Raw genomic sequence first — 24,899 nt, forward strand, 5'->3', positions numbered from 1 at the left:
CGACCGGCCGCGGCGCGGGGGCGTCCGCTCAGCGGGCGACCTCGAACCCGACCGCCGCGCCCAGCGCCACCAGCACCCCGCCGGTGGCCTGGTCCAGCCGCCGCCGCACCCGCGGACGCTGCAGCACCGCCCGCGCCCGGTGCACCGCCAGGGTGACCCCGCCCAGCCACAGCACGCCCAGCACCGCGTGCACGGTCACCAGCAGCATCGTCGTGGCGACCACCGGCGCGCCGTGCGGGATGAACTGCGGCAGCAGGGAGAGGTAGACCACGCCCACCTTGGGATTGAGGACGTTCGTCAGCAGCCCGCCGCGGAACGCCCGCCACGGGCCGCCCGGGACCGCGGGCGCACCGCCGTCCGCCGGTTCGTCCGCCGCGGCCGCGTCCGCGCCGCGCCGGTGCCGGGCACTGCGCAACGCCTGCACCCCGAGCCACACCAGATACAGCGCACCGGCCACCCGCAGCGCGTCGTACGCCGCCTGCGAGGCGGCCAGCATCGCGGTCAGCCCCACCGCCCCGGCCAGCCCCCACACGAAGCACCCGCCGGCTATCCCCAGCGCGGTGCACAGCGCGGCGCGCCGCCCCGAACCGAGCGCGGTCCGCAGGACCACCGCGAAGTCGGGGCCGGGGGAGACGGTCAGCAGTGCGGCCACCACGGTGAAGCCGATGAGGGAGGTCAGCATGGGGCACACGGTACGTCCCGCCCCGTACCGGACCCCCGGCGGGGACCGCACCGGCCGGCAGGGGCGATCGGCGCTCGGGGGCCGGTGCTCAGGATCCTGCGCTCAGGGTCCGGTGTTCAGCGGGCCGACGGCAGCGCCGCGCCGCGCAGCGCCGGATGGTCGGCGACCACCGTGCACGACCCCGGGGCGATCTCGGTGAACCCGGCGTCCCGCACCACGGGCAGCCCGCTGCCGGTCGACGCCGCCCACGCCGAAGGCTCCGCGGTCCGCACGGCCAGTGGGAACCCGGCCGCGCACCAGGCGTCCCGGTCCGCCGCGGACAACGCCCACCACGCCAGCTGCGCCCCGTGCCCGACCTGCGCCATCGCCTTGCCCGCCGACATCTCCAGCTCCGGATTGAGCCACAGCACCGGCGTGCCGTCCGCCGGCTCCCCGGGTGCCTGCGGCTCGTCCAGCTCGGTCCCGGAGACCTGGAGCCGCGCCAGCTCCTTCGGCCAGCCGTCCAGCGGCACCGGCGGGAAGACCCGCACCTCGGCCTCCCGGCCGGTGACCGTGATGCCGGGCAGCGCCGCGGCCCGCCGCCACTCCGCGCCGCGCGCCCGCCGCACCACCTTGCGTATCCGGGAGTCCTGCCAGTCGTGCACCGCCCGGGCCCATTCGCCCGCCCCGACGGCCCGCTCGTCGGAGAGCAGCACCAGCACCGCCCGTGCGGCGGTCTCCAGCGCGTCCGTGCGCCCGGGCGGCGCGGTCTTCTCCACGCGCACCACGAGCGGCAGCACGTACTCCGGCGGCGTCTCCTCGCCGGCGCTCGGCTGCTGGTCGTCGGCCCGGCCGGGCCGGCTCTGCTCGCCGGGCTCGCCGGCGGTCTCGGTCCTGGTCACATGAGGAAGTCTGCCAGCCGCCACCGACAATCCCGCACGGCCGCCCCGGTCGCGGAACCCGCCACCGGACCCGCGCCGCACCCCCCGACCGGCTACCGTCGGCGGCAGCGGGAACCCGGGGGAGCGGGGGACCAGGGGAGCGGGGGAGGTGCGGCCGATGCCGCGGCAGACGGCACAGCGGATGCGGCTGGACGGGGTCGGACGGCGCTACGGCCTGCGCGGACCCTGGGTGCTGCGCGAGGTGCGGCTCGACGTGCCGAAGGGCGCGCTGCTGCGCGTCGAAGGCACCAACGGCAGCGGCAAGTCCACCCTGCTGCGGCTGCTCGCCGGCATCGACCGGCCCACCGTCGGCCGGATCACCGGGCGTCCGCGCACCGCCTACGTGCCCGAGCGGTTCCCGGCCGCCCTCCCGTTCACCGCCACCGGCTACCTCACCCACCTCGGCCGCGTCCACGGCCTGCGGACACCGGAAGCCGCCCGTCGCGCCGCCGAGTGGCTGGCCCGCTTCGGCGCCACCGGGCACGCCCGGACCCCGCTGGCCGAACTCTCCAAGGGGACGAGCCAGAAGGTCGCGGTCGCCCAGGCGCTGCTGGCCGAGCCCGAACTCCTCGTCCTGGACGAGGCGTGGACCGGCCTGGACCCGGCCGCCCGGGACGTCCTGGACCGGGCGGTCGCCGAACGGGTCGCCACCGGCGGCACCGTGGTCTTCGTCGACCACGACCCGCGCCGGCTCGCCGGGGCCGCGGACGCCCGCTACCGCGTCGCGGACGGGCGACTGCTGCCCCCGGACCCCGGGACGGTCGCCGCGGCGGAGGACGACGCGGGCCCGCGCACCGTCATCGAGGCGCAGGGCCCGCCGGGCACCCCGCCGCCGACCGGCCTCCCCGGCGCCCCGGACCTCGTCCCCGGACCCGACGGCACCCTCCGGCTGACCGTCCCGGCCGCCCACTCCGACGCCCTGCTCCGCGCCCTGCTCACCGCGCGCCCGCCCTGGCACATCCGCGCCCTCGCCACCGCCGAGGTGCCCGGCCCCGGAACCCCCGCCCCCGGAGAGAACCCCCGCCCATGACCGCCTCCCTGACCGCCCTGGTCCGCTATCAGGCGGCGCTGCTCACCGGTTCGTACCGCTGGCTGCCGCCGCTCCTCGTCCATGCGGCGTTCCTCGCCGTCGGCGTCCAGACCGGCGGCCCGATCCTGGACGCGTTCGGCTACGCCGCCGGCGGGCTGCTGCCGGTCACCGTCTGGCTGACCCGGATCTGCGTCACCAACGAGCCGCCCGCCGCCCGCAGTTGCGCCGCGGCCGCCGTCGGACCCGGCCGGGCGCACCTGGCCGCCCTCCTGGCCGCGGCCGGCGCCGCACTGGTCCTGGCGCTCGCCGGCACCGCCTTCGTGGCGCTGCTCTCCGACCCGCACTCCACCGGCCACCGGGTCGCCGTCCCGGTGCTGCCCGCGACCGCTGCCGGGCTGCTCACCGCGCTGGTCTGCGTGCTGCTGGGCACCGCGATCGGCGCACTGTGCTCCTGGCCGGTGCTGCGCCGCCCCGGCTGGGGCGTCCCGACCGGGCTGATCGCCGCACTGCTGGTCCTCGTCCTGGGCGCGTCGCCCGCCAACGCCGCCCTGACCGGCATGATCACCGGCTCCGAGCGCGGCGTCGTCACCGTGCCCTGGCTGCCGCTCGCCGCCGCACTGCTGCTCGCGTCCGCCGCCTCGGCCCTGGCCTGCGTCCTCACCGGACGCCGCGGCTGACCGCCCCGGTCCGGCCGGGGGTGCGCCGGGCCGCGCGGCGTAGGCTCGCCCCATGCCGCGCACCGACCCGCAACCAGCCCCCGAGCCGTCCGACCGGAGCCCGGAGGCCACCGGCCCCGCCGCGGGTCCGCCGCGCGCCGACTGCGTCGAGTGCGGCCGCCCGACCGAGTACCCGGCTTCCCGGCCGGGCATCGTCCGCTGCCCGGTCTGCGAGTGGCAGGAGGCCCAGCGCTCGGCCTGCTCGGGCTGATCCGCCCGGCACCCGCCGGTTGCCGCGGACGGCGATCCGGCGGCGCCCACAGGACGAGCATCGTCCGGAGGACCGGCGTCGCGGCCGCAGCCTACGAAGCCAGCGTCTTGGCGTCCCGGGCCAGCGCGGTCAGGCGCGATATGGCGCGGAAGTACTTCTTCCGGTAGCCGCCGCGCAGCATCTCGTCGCTGAACAGCTCGTCGAAGGGCTTGCCGGAGGCCAGCACCGGCACCTCGCGGTCGTAGAGCCGGTCGGCGAGCACCACCAGGCGCAGCGCGGTGGACTGGTCCGGCACCGCCTGGACGTCGGTGAGGCAGACCGCCGAGATGCCGTCGCACATCGCGCCGTACCGGCTGGGGTGCACCGTCGACAGGTGGTCCAGCAGGGACGGGAAGTCGTCGAGCGAGGCACCGGGGGTGCGGTGCGCCGCGCGGGCCACCGTCTCGTCGTCGTACGGGGCGGGCGCCTCGGGCAGGCCGCGGTGGCGGTAGTCCTCGCCGTCGATGCGCAGGGCGCGGAAGTGGGCGCTCAGGCCCTGGATCTCCCGCAGGAAGTCGGCGGCCGCGAACCGGCCCTCGCCGAGCTTGCCGGGCAGCGTGTTGGAGGTGGCGGCCAGCGCGACGCCCGCCTCCACCAACTTGCCCAGCAGGGTGGAGACCAGCACCGTGTCGCCGGGGTCGTCCAGCTCGAACTCGTCGATGCACAGCAGCCGGTGGCCGCCGAGGGTCCGTACGGTCTGCTGGAAGCCGAGCGCGCCGACCAGGTTGGTCAGCTCGACGAAGGTGCCGAACGCCTTGAGTTCGGGCTCTCCGGGGGCCGCGTGCCAGAGGGAGGCGAGCAGGTGGGTCTTGCCGACGCCGTAGCCGCCGTCCAGATAGACCCCGCGCGGCCCCTTGGGGGCGGCGGGCTTCTTCGGCCCCCGGGAGAACCAGCGCCGCTTCCCGCCGGCGTCCGCGTCCGCCCCGCCGTCGATGCCCGCGGCGAAGGTCCGCAGGACCTGCACCGCCTCGGCCTGGCTGGGCTGTCCCGGGTCCGGGAGGTAGGTGTCGAAGCGGGCGCCCTGGAAGCGCGGCGGCGGCACCATCTCGGCGACCAGGCGCTCGGCCGGCACATGCGGTGCGCGGGAGGTGAGCGCGGTGGGGCGCGCGGCGCCGTCCCCGTCGGCCGGGGGCGCGGCTATCGGGGAGGGGGCGGCGGAGGACGAGGGCTGGGAAGGTGACACAGCTGTCCAGCCTAGTCGCTGCGCGGTACCACCCGACCCGGTGAGCGAGGCATGTCACACTGCGCCCATGCGACGCCTGTTCCCCCTCCCCGCCCCGCCCGCACCGGACACCCCGGTGGACGCCGCGACGGCCGCCGACCGGACCGCGGGCAGGGACCTGACCGCCGACCGCGAGTGGACCCTGGACGAGCTGGCCGCGGCCTATGCGTATCCGGCGGCGGACGACCCGGTGCGGTCCGGCCGCTCCGGGTGGCTGCGCGCCAACATGGTGTCCTCCCTGGACGGCGCGGCGCACCACGAGGGCCGGTCGCAGCCGCTCTCCGGGGACGCCGACATGCGGATCTTCGGGGTGCTGCGGGCGCTCGCGGACGCGGTCGTGGTGGGCGCGGAGACGGTCCGGCGGGAGGGCTACCGGCCGGCCCGCGCCCGCGCCGCGTTCGCCGACCGGCGGGCCGCGGCCGGTCAGGGCCCGGCCCCCGCCATCGCGGTGGTGACCGCGGGCCTGGACCTGGACTTCTCCCTGCCGCTGTTCACCGAGCCGCTGGTGCCCACCCTGGTGCTGACCGGGGCCGACGCCCCCGAGGACCGGGTGCGGGCGGCCCGCGCGGCCGGGGTCGAGGTGGTCTTCGCGGGCGAGGGGCGGGGCGTCGACCCGGCGCGGGTGGCGGCGGCCATGGCCGAACGGGGACACACCCGGCTGCTCACCGAGGGCGGGCCGCGTCTGCTGGGGCAGTTCGCGGCGGCCGGGGCGCTGGACGAGATGTGCCTCTCGCTGGCCCCGGTGGTGGCGGTGGGCGATGCGCAGCGGATCATGGACGGGCCCGCCGTCGCGGTTCCCGAGCGGTTCGCGCTGGTGTCCGTACTGGAGGAGTCCGGGTTCCTGTTCACCCGTTACCGCCGGTCCTGACAGGTCCGCTGGTCCGCAAAAGAGCGGAATTATCTGTTCCGCTTAGCTTCGGTTGGGCACACTAAAAGCCGACAGGTCCCGCGTGGCGACGGGGCAGGATGGTTTCTGTGGGCACCGTGGCAGACGGTGCGGAAGAGAAGAAGGGCGTCCTTCGTGTTCACGAGCGTATTGATGATCGAGAAGCCTCTGACGCCCGCCGACGTGGAGTTCGTCACCACTCTGCACGGTGACGATCCGGTCTCCTTCGTGGTCCTCATGCAGCCGCGCGGCAAACAGGACGTCCTGCTGCGGGCCATCGACGACGTCGCGCTCGGAGAGTTCGAGGACGCCGTGCGGGAGGGCGAGGAGCCCGGCGGGGTGAACGCCGCGGTCCCCGCCGGGCGGGGGCTGGCGCACACCCTGGAGGCGCTGCGTGCCGCCGGTTCCGAGGCGGTCGGGCAGGTGGTCGAGGACCATCCGCTGGACCTGCTGAAGTCGGTCGTCGACGAGACCGGTGCGGACGAGGTGATCGTGCTGACCGCCCCGCACTTCGTCGAGGAGTTCTTCCACCGCGACTGGGCCTCCCGGGCCCGCCACAAGGTCGGCGTCCCGGTGCTCAAGCTGTTCTCACACGCCGCCGACGATCTGCCCCGGGAGCCCGGCGAAGCCTGAACCGGAGCGGTCCGCTCCGACCCGTCCGTCAATCTCGCGCCACCTCTTCACTCGAACGGGCCATCTGCAGCGCACCACGATCCCGAATCGGTGCGTTCCTGGTCAGAACGCGGCCCGCAGCGGGCCGCGTCCAGCACAGCCGAGGACCGGCGCATCGAGGAGAACGCGTGCGCCGAGGTCCTCGACGTCGTCTGAGGAGAGTCGAGGAAAGGGGCCGTCATGGCGGAGCAGCGGGAACCGGACGCGGAACGGGAGCGCGGCCGGGACGAGGACCGGGCCCGGGACGAGGAGCATCGCGGGGGCCGGACGAAGCGGGGCGCCCCGGAGGCCGAGGAGGCGAAGTCCGGGGCGAGCGCCCCCGCCAAGGGGCGCGGGGCCGGGAAACCGGGCCTGTTCCCCACCTTCTCGCACCGCGACGACTAGGTCGGTCCGGCAGAGCGCCCACCGGGCATACGGGACGGGCATACGGGACGGGCGTACGGGACGGGCCGGCACCCCCGCCCGTCCCGTACGGGGCTCACACCCCGGCGCCCGCCCCCGTGGTCAGCCGCCCGTCCAGGACCTCCGCCACCGCGTCCACCTCGGTCAGGTGGGAGCGGTCGTGGGTGACCAGCACCGTCGCGGTGCCGCGCTGGTGCGTGAGGTCGGTCAGCAGGCCGAGGACCGCGGCGCCCCGCTCGTGGTCCAGCGCGCTGGTCGGCTCGTCGACCAGCAGCACCGCGGGCTCGTTCATCAGCGCCCGGGCGATGTTGACCCGCTGCCGCTGGCCGCCCGACAGCTGGTGCGGCCGCCGGTCCGCCTGCCCTGTGAGGCCCACCGCCGCCAGCAGCTCCCGCGCCCGGGACCGTGCCGTACGGGGCGAGCGGCCGTCCAGGTGGGCCATCACCTGGAGCTGTTCGACCGCGGTCAGCGACGGCAGCAGGTTCGGCTGCTGGAAGACCGTCCCGATGGTGCTGCGGCGCAGCGTCGTCAGCTCGCCGCGGCTCAGCCCCGCGGTGTCCGTGCCGTCGAGCACCACCTGCCCGCGGTCCGGCCGGATCAGCGTCGCGGCGACCGCCAGCAGGCTGGACTTGCCGGACCCCGACGGCCCGACCACGGCCGTCAGGCTGCCCGCCGGCACGGTCAGCGAGACCGCGTCCAGTGCGGTCAGCCGGCTGTCGCCGTCGGGGTAGGTGAGGGTGACATCGGTCAGTTCGAGGCTCATCGGGCACTTCCCAGGGCGGTCAGCGGGTCGACGGAGGTGATGCGGCGGATGGACAGCGCGGCGCCCACGGCACCCAGCGCGATCATGATCAGGGCCGGGACCAGCACGGTGGACGGGTCGAGCACGAACGGCACGGCGCCGCCCACCGCGGCGCCCACCCCGGCCGCCAGCGCGGTCCCCAGGCCGGTACCGAGCACCAGGAGGACGACGGCCTGGCCGAGGGCGTCCCGCAGCAGGTAGCGGGTCGAGGCGCCGAGCGCCTTGAGCACCGCGACGTCGCCGCTGCGCTGGATCGTCCAGACCGTGAAGAACGCCCCGATGACCAGCGCGGAGATCGCGAACAGGAAGCCGCGCATCAGCTGGAGCGACCCGTTCTCGGCGCTGTACGAGCCGATCGCCGTCAGGGCGTCCGCGGTGTCCACGGTCCGGGTGTCGAGCCGCCGGTCCGCGGCGGCCAGACCGTCCGTCGCGGTGGTGGACAGGGCGAGCACCGTCGCGCCCGGAGCCTGTGTGCCGCCGGGGCTCCCGGACAGCCGGTGCCAGTCGTCCAGCGAGGCCCACACCACCGGCGTGTGGCTGTACATCGCCGCCCCCGACACCGCCGTCACGGCCACCTTCCGGCCGCCCAGCGCGACCCGGTCGCCGGCCCGTACGCCGAGCGCCGAGGCGGCCTTCTCGGACAGCACCACCCCGCCGTCCCCGGGCCCCGAGGACGGCGCCAGACGGGACCCGGGCCGTACCCCGAACACCGACACCGCCGCCGACTTCCCGCCGGCACCCTCGGCCTTCGTGGTGGCGATGCCCAGCGGGTCCGCGCTCCGCACACCGGGCACCTGCGCCCACTCCCGCACCGTCCGCTCCGGTAGCCGGGAGTCGGTGAACGACGGTTTGCCGTCCCCGGCGGGGGCGGAGAAGACCAGGTGGTCGGCGGGCAGCGCGGTGATCGCCGAGGTGTTCTCCCGGCCCAGCCCCGCCGTCAGGCCGGACAGCAGCCCCACCAGCACCGTGATCAGGGTGACGACGGTTCCCATCAGGGCGAACCGGCCCTTGGCGAATCTCAGATCTCTCCAGGCGACGAACACCGGCGCGGCCATCCTCGGATCGATGCCGGGCCTGCTGCCCGGCGACGTGCTCCCACCGTCGCCCGTGGAGGGGGTGCCGGGCATCGCGCCCAGGAGTGGTTCACCGCCGCCGAAAGATGCGGTCCGACCTCCACCTTTGGATGCCCGTGCTCCACCTTTCGATTGATGCCGGGCCCGGCACCGGCCCGTAGCCTGAAGGAGCCGTGACCGAAGAAGCCAGGACCGACCACTCCCTCACCCCCGTGCTGCGCGCGCTGCGCCTGTGCCTCCACCTGATGGTGGCCGCGCTGCTCGCGCTCGCCGCCGTACGCGCGGTCGCCGACGGCAGGCCCACCGCCCCGGCCGTGCTCGCCACCGCCGTGGCCCTGCTGGCGCTCTACGTCCTGGGCCCCGTGCTGCCCCGGGTCCGGAGTTCCTCCCGCGCCGCCGCGCTCTGGCTCGCCGCCGTGGTCGCGGTCTGGATGGTGCTGCTGGCGCTCACCCCGGACGGCGTCTGGCTGGCCTTCCCGCTCTTCTTCGTCCAACTGCACCTGCTGCCGCTGCGCTGGGCGCTGCCCGCCGTCGCGGCCAGTACGGCCCTCGCCATCGCCGGCTTCGCCTGGCACACCCGCACCCTCAGCGTCGGTACGGTCATCGGTCCCGTCCTGGGCGCGGCGGTCGCGGTCGCCGTCGTCCTCGGCTACCAGGCCCTCTACCGGGAGAGCGAGCAGCGCCGCCGCCTCATCGAGGAGCTCACCGAGGCCCGCAGCGAACTGGCCGCCGCCGAACGCGCCGCCGGCGTCCTCGCCGAACGCGAGCGGCTGGCCCGCGAGATCCACGACACCCTCGCCCAGGGCCTCTCCAGCATCCAGCTGCTGCTCCGGGCCGCCGAGCGCGCCGTACCGGAGCGGCCGGAGACCGCCCTCGGCCACATCCGGCAGGCCCGCACGGCCGCCGTCGACAACCTCGCCGAGGCGCGCCGCTTCGTCCGCGCCCTGAGCCCGCCCGATCTGGAGGCCGGTTCGCTGCCGGCCGCCCTGGAGCGGCTGTGCGCCGCCACCGCCCGCACCTCCGGGCTGGCCGTGCACTGCCAGGTCTCCGGCGCCCCCGCCCCGCTGCCCACCCCGCACGAGGTCGCCCTGCTGCGCATCGCCCAGTCCGCGCTCGCCAACACCGTCCAGCACGCCGCCGCCGACCGCGTCGAGCTGACCCTCAGCTACATGGACACCGAGGTGGCCCTGGACGTCGTCGACGACGGCGCCGGGTTCGTGCCCTCCGAGGTGCCGCCGCCCGGCTCCGGGGCCGGCGGCGCCGGCTTCGGGCTGGCCGCGATGCGCGCCCGGGCCCGCGCCCTCCAGGGCACCCTCGCCGTCGAGTCCGCCCCCGGGGAGGGCACCGCGCTCGCCGTCACCCTGCCCTGCCCCGACCCGACCGCCGTCCCCGAGACCCCCCGGGAAGCCGCCCCGTGACCGCACCCGCCGCCCCCGTCCGGCTGCTGCTGGCGGACGACCACCCGGTCGTCCGGGCCGGACTCCGCGCCGTCCTGGAGACCGAGCCGGACTTCGAGATCGCCGCCGACGTCCCGACCGCCGAGGAGGCCGTGGAACTGGCCGGCCGGCTCGACGTCGACGTGGTCCTCATGGACCTCCAGTTCGGCGGCCGGATGCTGGGGTCCCGGGCCACCGCCGAGATCACCGCCCGCCCCGGCGCCCCGCGCGTCCTGATCCTCACCACCTACGACAGCGACGCCGACATCCTCGCCGCCATCGAGGCCGGCGCCACCGGCTACCTCCTCAAGGACGCCCCGCCGGACGAGCTGGCCGCCGCGGTGCGGTCCGCCGCGGCCGGGAAGTCCGCGCTCGCCCCCACCGTCGCGCTGCGCCTCATGGACCGGATGCGGACGCCCGCCACCGCCCTCTCGCCCCGCGAGACCGAGGTCCTCCAGCTCGTCGCCGACGGCCTCTCCAACGCGGCGATCAGCAAGCGGCTCTTCCTCAGCCAGGCGACCGTCAAGTCCCACCTCGTCCACATCTACGCCAAGCTGGGCGTCGACTCCCGCACCGCCGCGGTCGCCGCCGCCACCGCGCAGGGCCTGATCCGCCGCTGAGCGCCCCACCGGGCACTTCGCCGCTCGGGGCACTCCGCCACGGGGTCGCGGACCGCCCCTGTCGGTGCCGGGTGCGAGAATCGTCCGCAGCACGACGTACGACCGGCACGACCGCACCACCCGCACGCCAGCTCGACGATCAGGGAGACCCGCCCATGGCACCCGCCATCCCAGCCTCGATGGAACGGCCGCACTTCATCGGCATCGGCGGCGCCGGCATGTCGGGCATCGCGAAGATCCTCGCGCAGCGCGGCGCGGTGGTGGCGGGCAGCGACGCCAAGGACTCCGCGACCGCCCGGGCCCTGCGCGACCTCGGTGCCACCGTCCACATCGGGCACGCCGCCGAGCATCTCGCCCAGGACGCCACCAGCGTGGTGGTCTCCTCCGCGATCCGCCCCGACAACCCCGAGCTGGCCGCCGCCCAGCAGCGCGGCATCCCCGTCGTGCACCGCTCCGACGCCCTCGCCGCCCTCATGGACGGTCTGCGCCCGATCGCCGTCGCCGGCACCCACGGCAAGACCACCACCACGTCCATGCTCGCGGTCTCCCTCGGCGCGCTCGGCCTCAAGCCGTCGTACGCCATCGGCGGCGACCTGGACGCCCCCGGCTCCAACGCCGAGCACGGCACCGGCCAGATCTTCGTCGCCGAGGCCGACGAGAGCGACCGCAGCTTCCACAAGTACGCCCCCGAGGTCGCCATCGTCCTCAACGTCGAGCTGGACCACCACGCCAACTACGCCTCGATGGACGAGATCTACGCCTCCTTCGAGACCTTCGCCGACCGCATCCGCCCCGGCGGCACCCTGGTCATCTCGGCCGACCACCCCGGCGCCCGCGAGCTGACCGCCCGGCTCGCCGACCGCGAGGGCATCGAGATCGTCACGTACGGCGAGTCCAAGGACGCCGACGTCCGCATCCTCCAGATCACCCCGCACGGCCTGGCCAGCGACGTCACCGTCAGCCTCACCAGCGGCAAGATCCTCACCTTCACCGTCTCCGTCCCCGGCCGGCACTACGCGGGCAACGCCGTCGCCGCACTGGCCGCCGGGGTCGCCCTCGACCTCCCGCCGCACCAGCTGGCCGATGCCCTCGGCAAGTACACCGGCGTCAAGCGCCGCCTCCAGCTCAAGGGCGAGGTCGCCGGCGTCCAGGTCATCGACTCCTACGCCCACCACCCCACCGAGATGACCGCCGACCTGGAGGCCATCCGCGGCGCCACCGAGGAGGCCGGCGGCCGGATCCTCGTCGTCTTCCAGCCGCACCTCTACTCCCGTACCCAGGAGCTGTCCACCGAGATGGGCCAGGCGCTCGCCCTCGCCGACGCCTCCGTCGTCCTGGACATCTACCCGGCCCGCGAGGACCCGATCCCGGGTGTCACCAGCGCCCTGATCACCGACGCCGCCCGGGCCGCCGGCGCCCGGGTCACCCCCGAGTCCGACAAGAGCGCGATCCCGGACCTCATTGCCGGAATGACCGAGCCCGGTGACCTTGTTCTCACCATGGGCGCGGGCGATGTGACCGACCTCGGCCCCGCCATCCTGTCCCGCCTGGGCGCATGAGCTGAGGAGGCCCCCGATGACGTACGAGATCGACAAGCCCGACGAGCAGTGGCGCGCCGAGCTGACCCCGGCCGAGTACCACGTCCTGCGTCAGGGCGGTACCGAGCCCGCCTTCGTCGGCGAGTACACCGACACCAAGACCACCGGCGCCTACTCCTGCCGTGCCTGCGGTGCCGAGCTGTTCCGCTCCGACACCAAGTTCGCCAGCCACTGCGGCTGGCCGAGCTTCTACGACCCCAAGGACACCGACGCCGTCGAGCTCCTGGAGGACCGCAGCCACGGCATGGTCCGCACCGAGGTCCGCTGCGCCCGCTGCGGCTCGCACCTGGGGCACGTCTTCGAGGGGGAGGGGTACCCGACGCCGACGGACCAGCGGTACTGCATCAACTCGATCTCGTTGCGGTTGGTGCCGGACGAGGGCTGACCGGACGAGTCGGCGAGCGGAGCTTTCCTGTCAGCCTGCTCGCGCAGGCGCAGGCTGCCGGTACCGAGACCCAGGTGTGGTGCCCGTCCCGCGGCGACGCGCCCGACCGGGCCTCCGGGATGCCGGGTCACACCGGCATGACGGCCTGGATGCGGGAGAGGGTGAATACCCGTTGGTCCTCGCGAAGGTGGCAGTACGCGGAGAGGAGGGGCGGGTCGAGTTCGAGTTCGCTCACGGTGCGGATGGTCCGGTTCCCCGAGACGGCGAGGTATTCGACGGTGATGGGTTCGTGCTCGTGGATGGCGTGGGCGAGCTGCCGGATGTCCGTCAGATTCAGCGCCTTCGCATAGCAGGCGAGGATCTCTTCGGTGTCGGTCTGGAACGGGATGCCGTGCCCCGGGTCGGGGTGCGGCTCGTGGTCCGGGGCAGACAGCAGGCGGAGTGCGAGTCCGGGGGCAGGGGCGGTGCGGCGGGGGCGCTGTCGGGGGCGGGGGAGGAGCTGCGTGGCACGGGCCTGCTGGGCCCCTTCGAGACGGACTGCTCCGTCCTCCGCCTCGGCCACCGGTGCGTACCCTTCGGCACGCAGTGCGTCCAGCGCCGTGGGCAGTGGGGTGCGGCAGAGCAGGACGGTCGGAGCGAGAGTGCGCAGGCCGAGCCGGGACAGTTTGCGGTGGGCGGCGATCTCGGCGAGCAGTGCTGTGTCGTCGCTGTGGATGGCGCACGCGGTGGTGGCGAGGCGGAGCCGTCCGTGCTTTCGGGCGGTGTCGGCGATCAGGTAGGTGAGGGGTTGGGGGAGTGGACCGTCTGCGGCATCGGAGAGGTCTGCCTGGATCTCGGCCGGTGTGCGGCCCGCGTCCAGCGCCCGGCGCAGCGATGATGGACCGAACCGCCAGACCGACGCCGTGCCATGGACCTCCCGGTCGGCGAGTGAGTCCAGGAGCGCCGCGAGGCGGCTGGTCGGGGTACCCATCACCACCGCGGTGAGGTCCGCTCCGATATGAGCCTTCGACGCGGCGCTCGGCAGCAGGCGCCGGGCATGCGTGCGCAGGAGGTCTTCGTCGTCGTGCAGCAGGGCCGCGCCGAACGGGGACACGGCGCCGTGGGCTAGGACCCCCAGCAGTTCGGCCTCCCGGATCAGGCAGGCGAACGGCGTGGTGTCCTGCGGTAGTTCGTGGGCGAGGGGCCGGTGCCAGGTCACGAGCGGTCCCAGGTCGGCCGGGTCCCGTACGCCGTGGGACTCCGAAAGACCGGCTGTCGCGGTGACCAGTCCGTGGCGGGCAGCCAGGCAACTGGTGCAGGGCGATGTACGCCCCACGGCCGGCAGCGCCTTGCCGTCGTCGTCCCGGGAGCCGGAGGGAGTGCGGCCGAGCAGCCACCAGGCATGGAGGAGAGAAGTGAACTGGTCGGCGGGGTCCTGTCCGGCCCACCCGTCGTACGCCTGCGGTGACCGACAGGGCGCGCTTCTCGTAGGCCATCAGCCCAGTGGCGTACGCGGTCTCCAGCACGAGGCGCACCACCGGTTCGTCACACCCGACGACCTTGCCGAGGCGGGCCAGTTCGCGTGCTCCGACGCCGCCGGACTTCAGCGCGGCCACAGGGCGGGCCGCGCATTCTCCCAGCAGCGCGCCGGCCTGCCCCGTGAAGGACACGGCCGCGGCTGCTGCCTCACCCTCCACGTCGGAGGCGGTGAGAGATACGAGCGGGATCTCGGGCGGCGCCGGATCGAAAGGGGCGTACCAGCCGGGACCGCGCAGGGCGCGTGTCACCTCGGCAGGTACCCGCGCCGGCTCCACCGACCACTTCCGGCCCACCAGCAGGACCCGATCCGACAGCCAACGTTCCGCGGGACTCTCGCTGGCCGAGCCGTACATGACGGGTGTCCGTTCGAGGCGGATGCGCCGCTCCAGGAGGTCCCTGGCCCGTGGTGGCGCGGAGTCGATCAGTACCCGCAGCCGGTCGGGGGCACGATGATGGGCGAGCACCGCGTCAAGGCGCTCCCGCTTCCTGGTGCCGGGGGTGAGGCCGAGCGTCGTCGCGATCCTGCGCAGCTCTTCGGACGTCATGCCGGACAACAGCTCGTCGAGTCCGGGGCCGAGACCGAGGGGTGTCTCCCAGGCGTCACGCAGTGCCGTCGCCATGTGCAGTACGCCGTCCGGGCCGGGCCAGACGAGCGCGTGCGCGCTGAGCGTGCGCAGCGCTGTGTCGAGGCGTGCACTCTCCGTGCCGAGCAGGCTCTCCAGTTCCGTACGCGGGGCGGACGCGCCCAGGGCCGCGAGCGCCTCGGCAACCTGGAGACAGGGGAGTGGCAGGAGTGGCAACGCTCGTGCGACGGACCCCGGCCGCTGCAGCCGGTCGGCCAGCTCACCGAGGGTGCGCGGATCCGGCGCGCACGCGCAGTCGGGGCGTACGTCCAGCACACCCTGCAACCGATCAGTGTCTAGGGTTCGCAGCCAACGCGTCAGCGCAGAGCCGTGGGAGCTGCCGATGACAATCACCTGTTCTGCAAGAGCGGTTCTCCGGGCCCGGCCCTACGGTAACGCCGTCAGCGGACAGGGAACGCGCAGGCTTGACAACTGGCCCGCAGCCTATGGCTCAGGTGCGCCACCGGAAAACGCGTACGAGTAGCGTGAATCCGCGAACCATGAGGGCTGGCCGAGCTTCTACGACCCCAAGGACACCGACGCCGTCGAGCTCCTGGAGGACCGCGGCCACGGCATGGTCCGCACCGAGGTCCGCTGCGCCCGCTGCGGCTCGCACCGCGGGCACGTCTTCGAGGGCGAGGGGTACCCGACGCCGACGGACCAGCGGTACTGCATCAACTTCCTTTCGTTGCGGCTGAATCCAAGCGACGGCCGAGGTCGCCGTCGCCGTTCGACGGCGCGGTCGGCGGTGGACGTGGTGACGTGCTGATGCCCGCGCCCCGGTGAGCGGGGAGCGGGCATCAGGGTCGTTGGGGGGAGTGCCTTACAGGCGGACGATGTTGTCGCATCCCAGGGACGTGCCGATCCTGGTGTGCTGCACGCCCCGCCGGTCCTTCCACCGGTGGCCGTGGCCCAGCAGGCCGTCCAGGATCCCGATCTCGCCGAGTACGTCGACGTTCTTCTCGTGTGCCCGGCATGCGGTGTGCTGCAGGATGACGACCTTGCGGCGGTGCGATCTGCCGTGCTTGTGTCTGCCGCTCGACTGCTGCTGGAAAACGCTGTTGTGGCTCGGCTGGGGGTGGTTGTCGCCGTGGTCCGTCCCGCTGTTGGCGTAGGCGGTGCCCGTGCCGGCGAGGCCGACGCTGCCGAGGACGGCGACCACTACGGCGGCCTTGCGAAGCTTGCGCATGTCATCTCCGAAAATCGATCGGATGCGATCAGTAATAGATCGACTTCATACGGTTAGTGGAGATTAATGCAAAATGTGACGCGCATACCGGGGGGCGCGCCGAATTCCCGCGGCCGTAGCTCACGGGTGCCGCCCGGGCCGTGGACGGGGCTACCCCCGGCTGAAGGGGAGCTTCGCGGTGAGCCAGGTGACCAGCTCGTTGGGGTTGCGGCTCTGGGTCCACAGCCGGCCGGGGCCGGTGAACTCGAAGACGAGGCCCTCGCCGGACTTGAGGGTCTGCATCAGCCCGCGGGTCACCTTGCGCGTGGTGTAGGAGACGTCGTCGCCGAACGCGACCAGATGCCCGGAGTCGAGGACCATCTGTTCGCCGGGCTGCAACTCGACCTCGTCCAGTGCCCCGTAACAGGTGGCCAGAACCTGGCCCCGCCCCTCGGCGCGCACCAGGAAGCCGCCCTCGCCGCCGGCCAGGTTCTTGAATCCGCCCCACTTGGTGTCGAGGTCGATGCCCTCGGACGAGCACAGCCACGCGCCGCGGGCGAGGTTGGCGCCGCCGTCGACGGCGATGGCGGTGACGTCACCGGGAAGGCGCGCGGTGAGATCGACCCAGCCGCCCTCGGTGCCGGCCGTGAAACGGGTGACGAAGAGGGACTCGCCGCCCAGGACGCTGCGCTTGAGCCCCTTGAACAGGCCGCCCTCGGCCTTCGCCTCGACGTCGATCCCCGCGGAGGTGGCCATCATGGCCCCGGGCTCGGCACGGACGACCTCGCCCGCCGCCAGGTGCACCCGGGCGACCGCGAACGAGGGGCTGTGCCGTACTTCGATCCTCATTTCAGCCTCTTCTGACGGAATGGTTCTCAGCGGGTCGCGTGCTACGGGCGGCGCTGCGAGCCGTTCGTCGTCGAAGTCGCCGTGGTGGCGCAACAGGGCATCGGGGAGGGCGAGTTGGTGAGGGGGATCGGTCCGGTGTCCCGTGGGGCGCGGGTGCGGCACATCGCGATCGCCCGGGCGCCGGGCCGGTGGCCGGGTGGGGTGATCGGCGCCCGCCGGGGCCGACCCGCCGGCGGGGGCGCCGGCAGGTGCCCCCGCGCGGGTCGGACGGGTGGCGGGCCGTCAGATCGGCACCGTCACCGCCGTCATCACCAGCCCCGCCCCGATCAGCCACCCGCCGCTGAACTCGGTGAGGCGCCGGCCTTCCACCACCGGGCCGGGCACCAGCAGCCGGGCGGTGAAGGTGGCGTCGGTCGGGTCGAGGGTGAGGTGGGCCTCCTCGAAGCCCAGCCAGCGGCCGGTGAGCGGGTACCACGCCTTGTAGACGCTCTCCTTGGCGCTGAAGATCAGACGGTCCCAGCAGATCTCCGGCTGGTGCGCGCGGAGGCGGGAGATCTGTGCCCGCTCGTCGGGAAGCGTCACGAGGTCCAGGACGCCGGAGTCCTCGATGGGCGCGTGCGGCTCCGCGTCGACGCCCACGGAGCGGACGTCCGTCGCCCGGGCCACGGCGGCGCCGCGGTAGCCGGTGCAGTGGGTCATCGCGCCGACGATGCCGGTCGGCCAGATCGGGGCGCGGCCGGCCCCGGGCAGTACCGGCGCGGGGGCTATCCCGAAGGCGGCCAGGGCTCGGCGGGCGCAGTTGCGGACCGTGCCGAATTCCCGCTGCCGGTGCGGCACCGCCTCCGTCACCAGCGCGAACTCCTCCGGATACATGTCCGAGAGCGGGTCGTCGTGGAAGGACTCGGCGGTCGCTATCGGCGCGGGCAGCAGCTTCTCGATCACGCGGGCACTCCGGTGGTGGCGACGGGCAGGATCTGGACCGGGCGGCCGGGAGAGCCGGAGCGACGCCGCCATTCGCGAGGGTAACCGAGCGACACCTCCTGGTGGGGCACTCCGTCCCACAGGAGCAGCCGCGGGATGTGCAGGTGCCCGTAGACCACCGTGGCGGCGCGGAACCGGCGGGGCCAGTCGGCGGTGGCCTCCGTCCCGCACCACAGGGCGAACTCCGGGTACCACAGGGGTCTGGTGGGCTCGCGGACCAGTGGCCAGTGGTTGATCAGGACCGTCGGCAGGTCCGCCGGGAGGGCCGCGAGCCGGGCCTCGGTCTCCGCCACCCGGGCCCGGCACCACGCCTCGCGGGACGGGTACGGGTCGGGGTGCAGGAAGTATTCGTCGGTGCAGACGACCCCCGCCTTCTCGGCGAGCGCCAGGGCCTCCTCCTTGGAGCCCACGCCGGGCATCCGGAAGGAGTAGTCGTAGAGGAGGAAGAGCGGCGCGAGGGCGACCGGGCCGCCCGCGCCCTCCCAGACGGGATAGGGGTCCTCGGGGGTGACCACCCCCAACTCCCGGCAGATCTGCACCAGATGCTCGTACCGGGCCACACCGCGCAGCTGCACCGGATCCTTGGTGGGGGTCCACAGCTCGTGGTTGCCGGGCACCCACACCACCTTGGCGAACCGCTCGCTGAGCAGGCCGAGCGCCCAGCGGATGTCCTCGACGTACTCCCCGACGTCCCCGGCCACCAGCAGCCAGTCGTCGTCGGATTCCGGTCTTAACCGCTCGACGATGTCGCGGTTCTCGTCGTACCGGACGTGCAGGTCGCTGACAGCCACCAGGCGGCCCTCGCGCGAGGCGGGGGCCGGCGCGGTGGTGGCATGTTCGGCGCCGGGGGTGAAGGTGCGGATCTCGTATGTCACCTCAGCAGTAAAGACGGTGCGGAGGGGAGAGTGAAGCGCCTCCTGGAATCCGGGGGGTGTGCCGTGGGCCCGCCCGCCGGTCCGCGGACGTCCCGCGGACCGGGGGGCGGGCCGTCCGGCGCGGCCGTCAGCGGGCGCCGGGGGAGGGGGCGCCGCCGCGCCGGATGCGGGTGGCCAGCCACAGGTCGAAGCGGTCGTCGGGGTCGTCGAGGTGGCGCCCGGTGACGTCCATCGCCTTGTCCAGGCGGTTGCGCACGGTGTGCCGGTGGACGCCGAGCCGGCGGCTGGTGGCGTCCCAGGCGCCGCCGGTCTCCAGCCAGGCGGCGAGGGTGGCGATCAGCTCCTCGCCGTTGTCGGCCAGGTCCAGCGGGCCGAGCACGGTGTCGGCGTAGCCGTGCAGCGTCCGCCGGTCGCCCAGCTCCAGCAGCAGCCGGGCGGCTTCGCTCTGCCGGGCCTCCGCGGGCGCCCCGCTGGTCCGGCTGACCGCCAGCAGCCCGGTGGCCTGCCGCAGCGACACCCGGACCGCCTCCGGCGCGGTGGCCGGGCCGATGCCCGCCGGGCAGTGCGGCGCGAACCGGCCGAGCACCGCGTGGATGTCCAGCTCCTCGCCCACCACCGCCTCGATCACCGGCCCCGGCGCGGACCCCGGCCCGCCGGTCACCCGCACCAGCCCGCCGGGCATCGCCAGCGCCAGATCGGCGGCCATCTCCTGGTCCGCGCCCTCCGGCAGCCCGGCCCGCGCGGGTGCGCCGCCGGGGCCCCGCGGCCCGGTGGCGGGCGCGGTCTCCACGACGACCGCCCGCACCCGCTCCGCGGACAGCCCGACCGACGCCAGCATGTCCCGGGCCCGGTCCGCCGCCAGGTCCTCGTCCGCCAGCAGCTCGGACAGCAGCGCCGACCGCCGCCGGCGTTCCGGCTCGTCCCGCAGATGGCGTCGCTCCAGCTCCAGGGAGAGCAGCGAGATCAGTCCGGGGACGACGGACCGGGCCGCGTCGTCCGGTCGCCCGGTGAGCAGCAGCAGCCCGCGCAGCCGGCGGGCGCCGAGCGGCTGCACCTCCAGCTGCTCGCCGCCGGCGGTGCTGGTGGCGCTGCCGCGCAGCCCCCGCGCGGCGACCCGTTCGACCAGGTCGCGGGCGTGCGCGAGCGGGGCCCGGGGCTCCTGCTCGGCGGCCGCCAGCTGCCGCCCCATCGGGTCGAGGACGGTGGCGCCGACCCCGGTGGCCGCCGTCCACTCCGCCAGCATCGGTTGCAGCCCGTCGCTGGTGGCCGCGGCCGCGGTCAGCCGCCGCTGGGTGGCGAAGGCCCGGTGCAGCACCTCCTGCTGCTCGGTGGCCCGGGCGTCGAAGACCGCCTTGGTGACCGCGATGAACGGGACCTCGTCCGGCACCGTCAGCAGCGGCAGCCCCGCCTCCTGCGCCGCCGTGACCAGTGGTTCCGGCGCTTCCTGGTACGGCAGTCCCTGCCCCAGTCCGAGCGCCAGGCAGGCCGCGCCGCCCTCGGCCACGTCCCGGACGTAGGCGCGGCAGTCCGCCGGCTCCATCGGCAGCAGCAGCCCGATCGTCATCAGCAGCTCGCCGCCCTGCAGCCACTTCCCCGGGTGCAGGAGGTCGGAGACGGTCGCCGCCTCGATGGTGCGGGACAGCAGCTCCTGCGGTACGTCATAGGTGACGGCCAGATGGAGGCCGGGTCGGGCCAGCAGGTCCGAAATACGCAGTGGCATAGACATAGTGTCCACCACATATCTATTGAATCGACGATCGGGCGATCGAGTCCCGGCGAGCGGGCGCCTAGGTTCACACCACCGCGGAATGCGCAGTCCACACGGGCTGCCCGCGGCACCACCCCCGCACACCCTGTCGCCACGCCCGAGGAGTAACCCATGGATCCCACGGCACCCATGGAAGGCACGAGCGAGGGGCGAGGCTCCCGCATGATCGAGGTCCGCTCCATCGACTACGTCCCCGTCCGCGAACGGCACGGGAAGGTCTGGCACCAGGGTCCGTTCTGGTTCACCGGCAACTTCGTGCTCACCACGATGGTCACCGGCTTCCTCGGCCCGGCCCTCGGCCTGAGCCTGCCCGCCTCCGTGGCCGCCGTGGTCCTCGGCGCCTGCTTCGGCACGTTCTTCATGGCCTTCCACGCCAACCAGGGCCCCCGGATGGGCCTGCCGCAGATGATCCAGTCGCGGGCCCAGTTCGGCATCCGCGGCGCGATCGTCCCGTTCGCCGCGGTGGTCTTCGTCTACGTCGGGTTCAACGTCTTCAACGTCGTCCTGGCCGCCCAGGGCCTGCGGACCGTCTTCCCCGGCGGCACCACCCTCTGGTACGTGCTGATCATCGGCGTCGCCATTGTGCTCGCCGTGGTCGGCCACGACCTGCTGCACCTCGTCCAGCGCTGGCTCACCTACGTACTGATCGTGGTCTTCGGCGTGCTGACCGTCGGCGCGCTGGTCCAGCTCGACCCGCACTCCGCGGCCGCCGCCGGGCACGCCGCGCACGGCTCCTGGACGTCCTTCCTGGTGGTCTTCTCCGCCGCGGCCGGCTACCAGATCAGCTACGCCGTCTACGTCTCGGACTACTCCCGCTACCTGCCCCGCGACGTCTCCGCGCGCAAGGTCATCTGGTGGACCTACGCGGGCGCGGCCGGCTCCGCCGCCTGGCTGATGTCGCTGGGCGCCCTGCTCGCCTCGGCCCTGCCGCACCCGGACGCGATCAGCGGCATCCGCCAGGTCGGCAACGCGATCATCCCCGGCTTCGGCACCTTCGCGGTGGTCGTCTCGTCCGTCGCCCTGATCGGCATCATGGCCGTCAACGCGTACGGCGCGATGCTCACCACCACCAGCGCGATCGACGCCTTCCGCGCGGTCAAGCCGACCGTCCGGATCCGGATCGCCGGCATCGTGGCCATCGGCCTGATCGTCTTCACCGTGGCGATGCTGCTCCCGGAGAACTACCTGGAGAGCTTCAACACCTTCGTGCTGATGATGCTCTACTTCCTGATCCCGTGGACCGCGGTCAACCTGGTCGACTTCTACTGGGTCCGGCGCGGCCACTACGCGGTCACCGCGATCTTCAACCCGGCGGGCATCTACGGGCGCTGGTCCTGGCGCGGCATCACCGCCTACGTCGCGGGCTTCGCCGCGATGATCCCGTTCTTCTCCACCTCCTTCTACACCGGCCCGATCACCAAGGCGCTGGGCGGCGCGGACCTGTCCTTCGTGCCCGGCCTGCTGGTCGGCGGCGGCCTGTACTACCTGCTCACCCGCAGCCTCGACCAGGCGGCGGAGGCGGCGGCGGTCGCCGAGAGCGAGCGCGAGCTGGAAGGAGCCGAGGCGGACGGGCCGGCACCCGCCGCGGCCTCGCACGGCTGACGCACAGGGCGGCGCGGGCCGCCCGGGGCCGCCGCGCACCAGCGGATGAGCCGCCCCCTTCATCCCGCTATGGTCGGTCGGTAGGGAAACATCCCACCGGCCGACCGGCGTTTTCCGGCCATCGGGGCGCCCGGGCTCGGGCCGTCCGGCCATCGGGGGTCCGGCCACCGGGCCCTCGGACGAAGGGAAGTGAGCGCACCATGCAGGTGGCGTTTCTGGTGGCCCCCGCGGGCGCCGAACAGGCCGAGCTGACCGAGCCCTGGCGGGCGGTCACCGCCGCGGGCGGCACGCCCAAGCTGATCTCCACCAGGTCCGGCCGGATCCAGGCGTTCCACCACCTCGACAAGGCCGACACCTTCCCCGTCGACCTGACCGTGGACGCGGCGTCCGTCGCGGACTTCGACGCCCTGGTCCTCCCCGGCGGGGTGGCCGGCCCCGACGCCCTCCGCCTGGACAAGGGGGCGATCTCCCTCATCGCGTCCTTCTTCGAGACCGGCAAACCGGTCGCGGCCATCTGCCACGCCCCCTGGACCCTGATCGAGGCCGATGTGGTCCGGGGCCGCACCCTCACCTCCTGGCCCAGCCTGCGGACCGACATCCGCAACGCCGGCGGCATCTGGGTCGACAAACAGGTCGTCGTGTGCCCCCAGGCCGCCAACACCCTCGTCACCAGCCGCAAACCCGCCGACCTGCCCGCCTTCTGCAAGGCCCTGGTCGAGGAGTTCTCGCGCTGACCCGGCACCGGGACGCCCGAGTCACGTCACCGGGTTCCGGCCGGACGTCCCGAAGGTGCGGACACGGCCCTCAGACCGGTCCGTAGACGGCGGCCCGGGCTCCGGTGCGCTCCCTCGGGTCCAGGGTGACGGACGGGAGCGTCGCCACCTCGGCGAGCGGCTCACCGCACGCCCGCACCGGCACGCCCGCCACCCGAGGATCACTCAGCAGGGGGCCCACCCACCCCCTAGGGAACATCCCCGACCCCTTCCCCCGCCCCCGTCCCTTCCCCCACCCCGGCAAGCACCACCACGGACTCCGCCGGCAGGCGCAGCGCCCCGTCGTCCTCCGGGAGCAGCGGGTGCGGCCAGCCGGCCACCGCCCGGAAGCCTCCCGAGGATCCCGCCGCGCCGGGCGGGGTGAGCGGGATGGTCGCCGGGCCGCTCGGGGCGAGGTTGACGGCCAGGTGTACGGAGCCGCGGCGGAGCAGGAGCCAGCGGGCGTCCTCGTCGTGGGTGACGTGGGTGCGGGACGGGTCGGGGTCGGTCAGCGCGGGGTGGGTGCGGCGCAGGGCGAGGAGCGTGCGGTACCAGGTCAGCAGGGCGGCGTGCGGTGCGGCGGACGGTTCGGCCCAGTCCAGTACGCAGCGGTCGCGGGTGGCCGGATCCTGCGGGTCCGGCCAGTTGGTGCCGAGGCCGTCCCCGTGCGCCGCGCCGCCCTCCTGCGCGGCGAACTCGCGCCGCCGGCCGGCCCGTACGGCCTCCGCCAGCTCCGGATCCGGGTGGTCGGTGAAGTACTGCCACGGTGTGCGCGCGCCCCACTCCTCGCCCATGAAGAGCATCGGGGTGAAGGGGGAGCACAGCACCAGTGCGGCGGCGCAGGCGAGCAGGCCGGGGGAGAGCGCGGCGGTGAGCCGGTCGCCGTGGGCGCGGTTGCCGATCTGGTCGTGGGTCTGGGCGTAGGCGAGCAGTCGGTGCGGCGGGGTCGCCCGCAGGTCGAGCGGCGCGCCGTGGCTGCGGCCGCGGAAGCCGGAGTGGCCGCCGTCGTGGAAGAAGCCGCCGGTGAGGGTCTTGGCGAGGGCGGCGAGCGGCGCGCGGGCGAAGTCGGCGTAGTAGCCGTGGGATTCACCGGTCAGTGCGGTGTGCAGGGCGTGGTGGAAGTCGTCGTTCCACTGGGCGTGCAGCCCGAGCCCGCCCGCCGCCCGCGGTGCGGTGGTGCGCGGGTCGTTGCGGTCGGACTCGGCGATCAGGAACAGCGGGCGGCGCAGCTGGACGGCGAGCGCGTCCACGGCGGCGGACAGTTCGGCCAGGAAGTGCTGGGCGCGGTCGTCGTGCAGGGCGTGCACGGCGTCCAGCCGGAGTCCGTCGACGCGGTAGTCGCGCAGCCAGCCGAGTGCGCTCCCGATGAGGTAGCGGCGGACGTCGTCGGAACCGGGGGCGTCGAGGTTGACCGCCGCTCCCCAGGGCGTGTGGTGGGCGTCGGTGAAGTACGGGCCGAACTCCGGGAGGTGGTTGCCGGACGGGCCGAGGTGGTTGTGGACCACGTCGAGGACCACCCCGAGGCCGTGGCGGTGCGCGGCGTCCACGAACCGCTTCAGCCCGTCGGGCCCGCCGTACGGTTCGTGCACCGCCCAGGGCGCGATCCCGTCGTACCCCCACCCGTGGGTCCCGGGGAACGGGCAGACCGGCATCAGGGAGACGTGGGTGATGCCGAGGTCGGCGAGGTGGCGCAGGCGGTCCGCGGCGGCGTCGAAGGTGCCTTCGGGCGTGTACGTGCCGATGTGCAGTTCGTAGAGGACCGCGCCGGGCAGCGGGCGGCCGGGCCAGGGGTGCCGCCAGGCGAACCGGGCGTGCTCGACGACCGCGCCGGGTCCGCCGGGGCCGTCCGGCAGCCGGGCGGCGCGCGGATCGGGCCGCGGTGGGCCGCCGTCGAGCCGGAAGGCGTAGCGGTCGCCGTCGCCGGCCGGTGCGTCCGCGCGCCACCAACCGGGGCGGCCGGGGGAGCGTTCCAGCGGTACCGGGGGTTCGCCGGACCGGTCGCCGGCCCAGTGGAGGGCGACCCGCCCGGCGTCCGGTGCCCATACCTCGAACAGCACGGTTGTCCTCCT

General features: G+C 74.3%; 26 protein-coding genes and 1 pseudogene. 14 read left to right on the top strand and 13 right to left on the bottom strand.

The annotated features are described in order from the left end of the window. Window positions 1-28 precede the first annotated feature (28 nt). Together CG747_RS18120 and CG747_RS18125 are read right to left on the bottom strand one after the other, a co-directional pair. Window positions 29-682: a LysE family translocator gene (locus CG747_RS18120; RefSeq protein ID WP_100602793.1), complete on the bottom strand. Its 654-nt coding sequence runs from the start codon at window positions 680-682 to the stop codon at window positions 29-31. Between the two features lie 116 nt (window positions 683-798). Further along, window positions 799-1,563: a peptidyl-tRNA hydrolase gene (locus CG747_RS18125; RefSeq protein ID WP_100602794.1), complete on the bottom strand. Its 765-nt coding sequence runs from the start codon at window positions 1,561-1,563 to the stop codon at window positions 799-801. A 181-nt stretch (window positions 1,564-1,744) separates the two neighbouring features. Between CG747_RS18125 and CG747_RS18130 the strand changes: the two genes are divergently transcribed. From CG747_RS18130 to CG747_RS18140, 3 genes are read left to right on the top strand one after another with little or no spacing between them, the layout of a single operon-like run. After that, window positions 1,745-2,632: an ATP-binding cassette domain-containing protein gene (locus CG747_RS18130; RefSeq protein WP_100602920.1), complete on the top strand. Its 888-nt coding sequence runs from the start codon at window positions 1,745-1,747 to the stop codon at window positions 2,630-2,632. Next, entirely contained in the window at window positions 2,629-3,309 is a 681-nt protein-coding gene (locus CG747_RS18135) for an ABC transporter (RefSeq protein ID WP_257980506.1), read from the top strand. The genes CG747_RS18130 and CG747_RS18135 overlap by 4 nt, the downstream gene beginning before the upstream one ends. 52 nt (window positions 3,310-3,361) lie before the next feature. Then, the gene (locus CG747_RS18140) at window positions 3,362-3,559 is read left to right on the top strand and encodes a hypothetical protein (RefSeq protein ID WP_100602795.1); all 198 of its coding nucleotides are present in this window, start codon (window positions 3,362-3,364) and stop codon (window positions 3,557-3,559) included. 91 nt (window positions 3,560-3,650) lie between these two features. Here CG747_RS18140 and zapE read toward each other — a convergent pair whose 3' ends face one another. After that, the gene (gene zapE / locus CG747_RS18145; protein ID WP_257980507.1) at window positions 3,651-4,781 is read right to left on the bottom strand and encodes a cell division protein ZapE; all 1,131 of its coding nucleotides are present in this window, start codon (window positions 4,779-4,781) and stop codon (window positions 3,651-3,653) included. Window positions 4,782-4,848: 67 nt separating this feature from the next. Between zapE and CG747_RS18150 the strand changes: the two genes are divergently transcribed. The 3 genes from CG747_RS18150 to CG747_RS48070 all read left to right on the top strand — a co-directional run bounded on the left by CG747_RS18150 (window position 4,849) and on the right by CG747_RS48070 (window position 6,762). After that, window positions 4,849-5,688: a pyrimidine reductase family protein gene (locus tag CG747_RS18150; protein ID WP_100602796.1), complete on the top strand. Its 840-nt coding sequence runs from the start codon at window positions 4,849-4,851 to the stop codon at window positions 5,686-5,688. Window positions 5,689-5,859: 171 nt separating this feature from the next. Further along, window positions 5,860-6,339 (top strand): indole-3-glycerol phosphate synthase, encoded by a 480-nt coding sequence (locus tag CG747_RS18155; RefSeq protein WP_100602797.1) that lies wholly within the window; start codon window positions 5,860-5,862, stop codon window positions 6,337-6,339. A 219-nt stretch (window positions 6,340-6,558) separates the two neighbouring features. Next, window positions 6,559-6,762, top strand: coding sequence for a hypothetical protein (locus CG747_RS48070; protein WP_180985590.1), 204 nt, complete (start codon window positions 6,559-6,561; stop codon window positions 6,760-6,762). Window positions 6,763-6,856: 94 nt separating this feature from the next. Here CG747_RS48070 and CG747_RS18165 read toward each other — a convergent pair whose 3' ends face one another. Together CG747_RS18165 and CG747_RS18170 are read right to left on the bottom strand one after the other, a co-directional pair. Next, window positions 6,857-7,543 carry an ABC transporter ATP-binding protein gene (locus CG747_RS18165; RefSeq protein WP_100602798.1) on the bottom strand — a complete coding sequence of 229 codons (687 nt, stop codon included), beginning with the start codon at window positions 7,541-7,543 and terminating at the stop codon, window positions 6,857-6,859. Further along, window positions 7,540-8,625 (bottom strand): ABC transporter permease, encoded by a 1,086-nt coding sequence (locus CG747_RS18170; protein WP_100602923.1) that lies wholly within the window; start codon window positions 8,623-8,625, stop codon window positions 7,540-7,542. The genes CG747_RS18165 and CG747_RS18170 overlap by 4 nt, the downstream gene beginning before the upstream one ends. A gap of 203 nt (window positions 8,626-8,828) precedes the next feature. Here CG747_RS18170 and CG747_RS18175 point away from each other — a divergent pair, with 203 nt between their 5' ends. From CG747_RS18175 to msrB, 4 genes are all read left to right on the top strand, one after another. After that, window positions 8,829-10,073 carry a sensor histidine kinase gene (locus CG747_RS18175; RefSeq protein ID WP_100602799.1) on the top strand — a complete coding sequence of 415 codons (1,245 nt, stop codon included), beginning with the start codon at window positions 8,829-8,831 and terminating at the stop codon, window positions 10,071-10,073. Beyond that, window positions 10,070-10,711, top strand: coding sequence for a response regulator transcription factor (locus CG747_RS18180; RefSeq protein WP_100602800.1), 642 nt, complete (start codon window positions 10,070-10,072; stop codon window positions 10,709-10,711). Before CG747_RS18175 ends, CG747_RS18180 begins: the two co-directional genes overlap by 4 nt. Before the next feature lie 155 nt (window positions 10,712-10,866). Beyond that, window positions 10,867-12,270 carry a UDP-N-acetylmuramate--L-alanine ligase gene (gene murC, locus CG747_RS18185; protein WP_100602801.1) on the top strand — a complete coding sequence of 468 codons (1,404 nt, stop codon included), beginning with the start codon at window positions 10,867-10,869 and terminating at the stop codon, window positions 12,268-12,270. A gap of 16 nt (window positions 12,271-12,286) precedes the next feature. Further along, complete coding sequence (gene msrB / locus CG747_RS18190; RefSeq protein ID WP_100602802.1) at window positions 12,287-12,694, top strand: peptide-methionine (R)-S-oxide reductase MsrB; 408 nt, start codon at window positions 12,287-12,289, stop codon at window positions 12,692-12,694. Between the two features lie 127 nt (window positions 12,695-12,821). Here msrB and CG747_RS49540 read toward each other — a convergent pair whose 3' ends face one another. Next, complete coding sequence (locus CG747_RS49540) at window positions 12,822-14,009, bottom strand: helicase C-terminal domain-containing protein (protein WP_257980508.1); 1,188 nt, start codon at window positions 14,007-14,009, stop codon at window positions 12,822-12,824. 859 nt (window positions 14,010-14,868) lie between these two features. Between CG747_RS49540 and CG747_RS49545 the strand changes: the two genes are divergently transcribed. Beyond that, window positions 14,869-15,135, top strand: a complete 267-nt coding sequence (locus tag CG747_RS49545; RefSeq protein WP_257980509.1) for a hypothetical protein — start codon at window positions 14,869-14,871, stop codon at window positions 15,133-15,135. A 196-nt stretch (window positions 15,136-15,331) separates the two neighbouring features. Then, window positions 15,332-15,604, top strand: a pseudogene (locus CG747_RS18200) (peptide-methionine (R)-S-oxide reductase); the annotation flags it as partial. 54 nt (window positions 15,605-15,658) lie between these two features. Here the strand turns inward: CG747_RS18200 and CG747_RS18205 are convergent. The 5 genes from CG747_RS18205 to CG747_RS18225 form a co-directional block, all read right to left on the bottom strand. Continuing rightward, window positions 15,659-16,024 (bottom strand): hypothetical protein, encoded by a 366-nt coding sequence (locus CG747_RS18205; protein ID WP_100602803.1) that lies wholly within the window; start codon window positions 16,022-16,024, stop codon window positions 15,659-15,661. 150 nt (window positions 16,025-16,174) lie between these two features. Beyond that, window positions 16,175-16,852, bottom strand: coding sequence for a TIGR00266 family protein (locus tag CG747_RS18210; RefSeq protein WP_100602804.1), 678 nt, complete (start codon window positions 16,850-16,852; stop codon window positions 16,175-16,177). A gap of 282 nt (window positions 16,853-17,134) precedes the next feature. Further along, the gene (locus tag CG747_RS18215) at window positions 17,135-17,794 is read right to left on the bottom strand and encodes a 4'-phosphopantetheinyl transferase (RefSeq protein WP_100602805.1); all 660 of its coding nucleotides are present in this window, start codon (window positions 17,792-17,794) and stop codon (window positions 17,135-17,137) included. Beyond that, complete coding sequence (locus CG747_RS18220) at window positions 17,791-18,708, bottom strand: metallophosphoesterase (RefSeq protein WP_100602806.1); 918 nt, start codon at window positions 18,706-18,708, stop codon at window positions 17,791-17,793. Before CG747_RS18220 ends, CG747_RS18215 begins: the two co-directional genes overlap by 4 nt. Before the next feature lie 127 nt (window positions 18,709-18,835). Beyond that, window positions 18,836-20,428: a PucR family transcriptional regulator gene (locus CG747_RS18225; protein ID WP_100602807.1), complete on the bottom strand. Its 1,593-nt coding sequence runs from the start codon at window positions 20,426-20,428 to the stop codon at window positions 18,836-18,838. A 159-nt stretch (window positions 20,429-20,587) separates the two neighbouring features. Here CG747_RS18225 and CG747_RS18230 point away from each other — a divergent pair, with 159 nt between their 5' ends. Together CG747_RS18230 and CG747_RS18235 are read left to right on the top strand one after the other, a co-directional pair. Next, complete coding sequence (locus tag CG747_RS18230; protein WP_100602808.1) at window positions 20,588-22,078, top strand: cytosine permease; 1,491 nt, start codon at window positions 20,588-20,590, stop codon at window positions 22,076-22,078. 200 nt (window positions 22,079-22,278) lie between these two features. Continuing rightward, the gene (locus CG747_RS18235; protein WP_100602809.1) at window positions 22,279-22,812 is read left to right on the top strand and encodes a type 1 glutamine amidotransferase domain-containing protein; all 534 of its coding nucleotides are present in this window, start codon (window positions 22,279-22,281) and stop codon (window positions 22,810-22,812) included. A 70-nt stretch (window positions 22,813-22,882) separates the two neighbouring features. On the opposite strand, the gene CG747_RS48075 is transcribed toward CG747_RS18235, so the two are convergent. Together CG747_RS48075 and treZ are read right to left on the bottom strand one after the other, a co-directional pair. Further along, window positions 22,883-23,032 carry a hypothetical protein gene (locus CG747_RS48075; protein ID WP_180985591.1) on the bottom strand — a complete coding sequence of 50 codons (150 nt, stop codon included), beginning with the start codon at window positions 23,030-23,032 and terminating at the stop codon, window positions 22,883-22,885. A gap of 7 nt (window positions 23,033-23,039) precedes the next feature. Next, window positions 23,040-24,887, bottom strand: a complete 1,848-nt coding sequence (gene treZ / locus CG747_RS18240; protein ID WP_100602810.1) for a malto-oligosyltrehalose trehalohydrolase — start codon at window positions 24,885-24,887, stop codon at window positions 23,040-23,042. Between the last annotated feature and the right edge of the window lie 12 nt (window positions 24,888-24,899).

The sequence above is a fragment of the Streptomyces sp. CB02959 genome (assembly GCF_002803155.1).
GTDB lineage: Bacteria > Actinomycetota > Actinomycetes > Streptomycetales > Streptomycetaceae > Streptomyces.

Coding starts and splice junctions, on each gene's coding strand:
- msrB (WP_100602802.1), top strand. CDS start 12,287: ATGACGTACGAGATCGACAAGCCCGACGAGCAGTGGCGCGCCGAGCTG.
- CG747_RS18155 (WP_100602797.1), top strand. CDS start 5,860: ATGATCGAGAAGCCTCTGACGCCCGCCGACGTGGAGTTCGTCACCACT.
- CG747_RS18130 (WP_100602920.1), top strand. CDS start 1,745: ATGCGGCTGGACGGGGTCGGACGGCGCTACGGCCTGCGCGGACCCTGG.
- CG747_RS18150 (WP_100602796.1), top strand. CDS start 4,849: ATGCGACGCCTGTTCCCCCTCCCCGCCCCGCCCGCACCGGACACCCCG.
- CG747_RS18205 (WP_100602803.1), bottom strand. CDS start 16,024: ATGCGCAAGCTTCGCAAGGCCGCCGTAGTGGTCGCCGTCCTCGGCAGC.
- CG747_RS18230 (WP_100602808.1), top strand. CDS start 20,588: ATGGATCCCACGGCACCCATGGAAGGCACGAGCGAGGGGCGAGGCTCC.
- CG747_RS18140 (WP_100602795.1), top strand. CDS start 3,362: ATGCCGCGCACCGACCCGCAACCAGCCCCCGAGCCGTCCGACCGGAGC.
- CG747_RS18235 (WP_100602809.1), top strand. CDS start 22,279: ATGCAGGTGGCGTTTCTGGTGGCCCCCGCGGGCGCCGAACAGGCCGAG.
- CG747_RS48070 (WP_180985590.1), top strand. CDS start 6,559: ATGGCGGAGCAGCGGGAACCGGACGCGGAACGGGAGCGCGGCCGGGAC.
- CG747_RS18210 (WP_100602804.1), bottom strand. CDS start 16,852: ATGAGGATCGAAGTACGGCACAGCCCCTCGTTCGCGGTCGCCCGGGTG.
- CG747_RS18165 (WP_100602798.1), bottom strand. CDS start 7,543: ATGAGCCTCGAACTGACCGATGTCACCCTCACCTACCCCGACGGCGAC.
- murC (WP_100602801.1), top strand. CDS start 10,867: ATGGCACCCGCCATCCCAGCCTCGATGGAACGGCCGCACTTCATCGGC.
- CG747_RS18225 (WP_100602807.1), bottom strand. CDS start 20,428: ATGCCACTGCGTATTTCGGACCTGCTGGCCCGACCCGGCCTCCATCTG.
- CG747_RS18135 (WP_257980506.1), top strand. CDS start 2,629: ATGACCGCCTCCCTGACCGCCCTGGTCCGCTATCAGGCGGCGCTGCTC.
- CG747_RS18120 (WP_100602793.1), bottom strand. CDS start 682: ATGCTGACCTCCCTCATCGGCTTCACCGTGGTGGCCGCACTGCTGACC.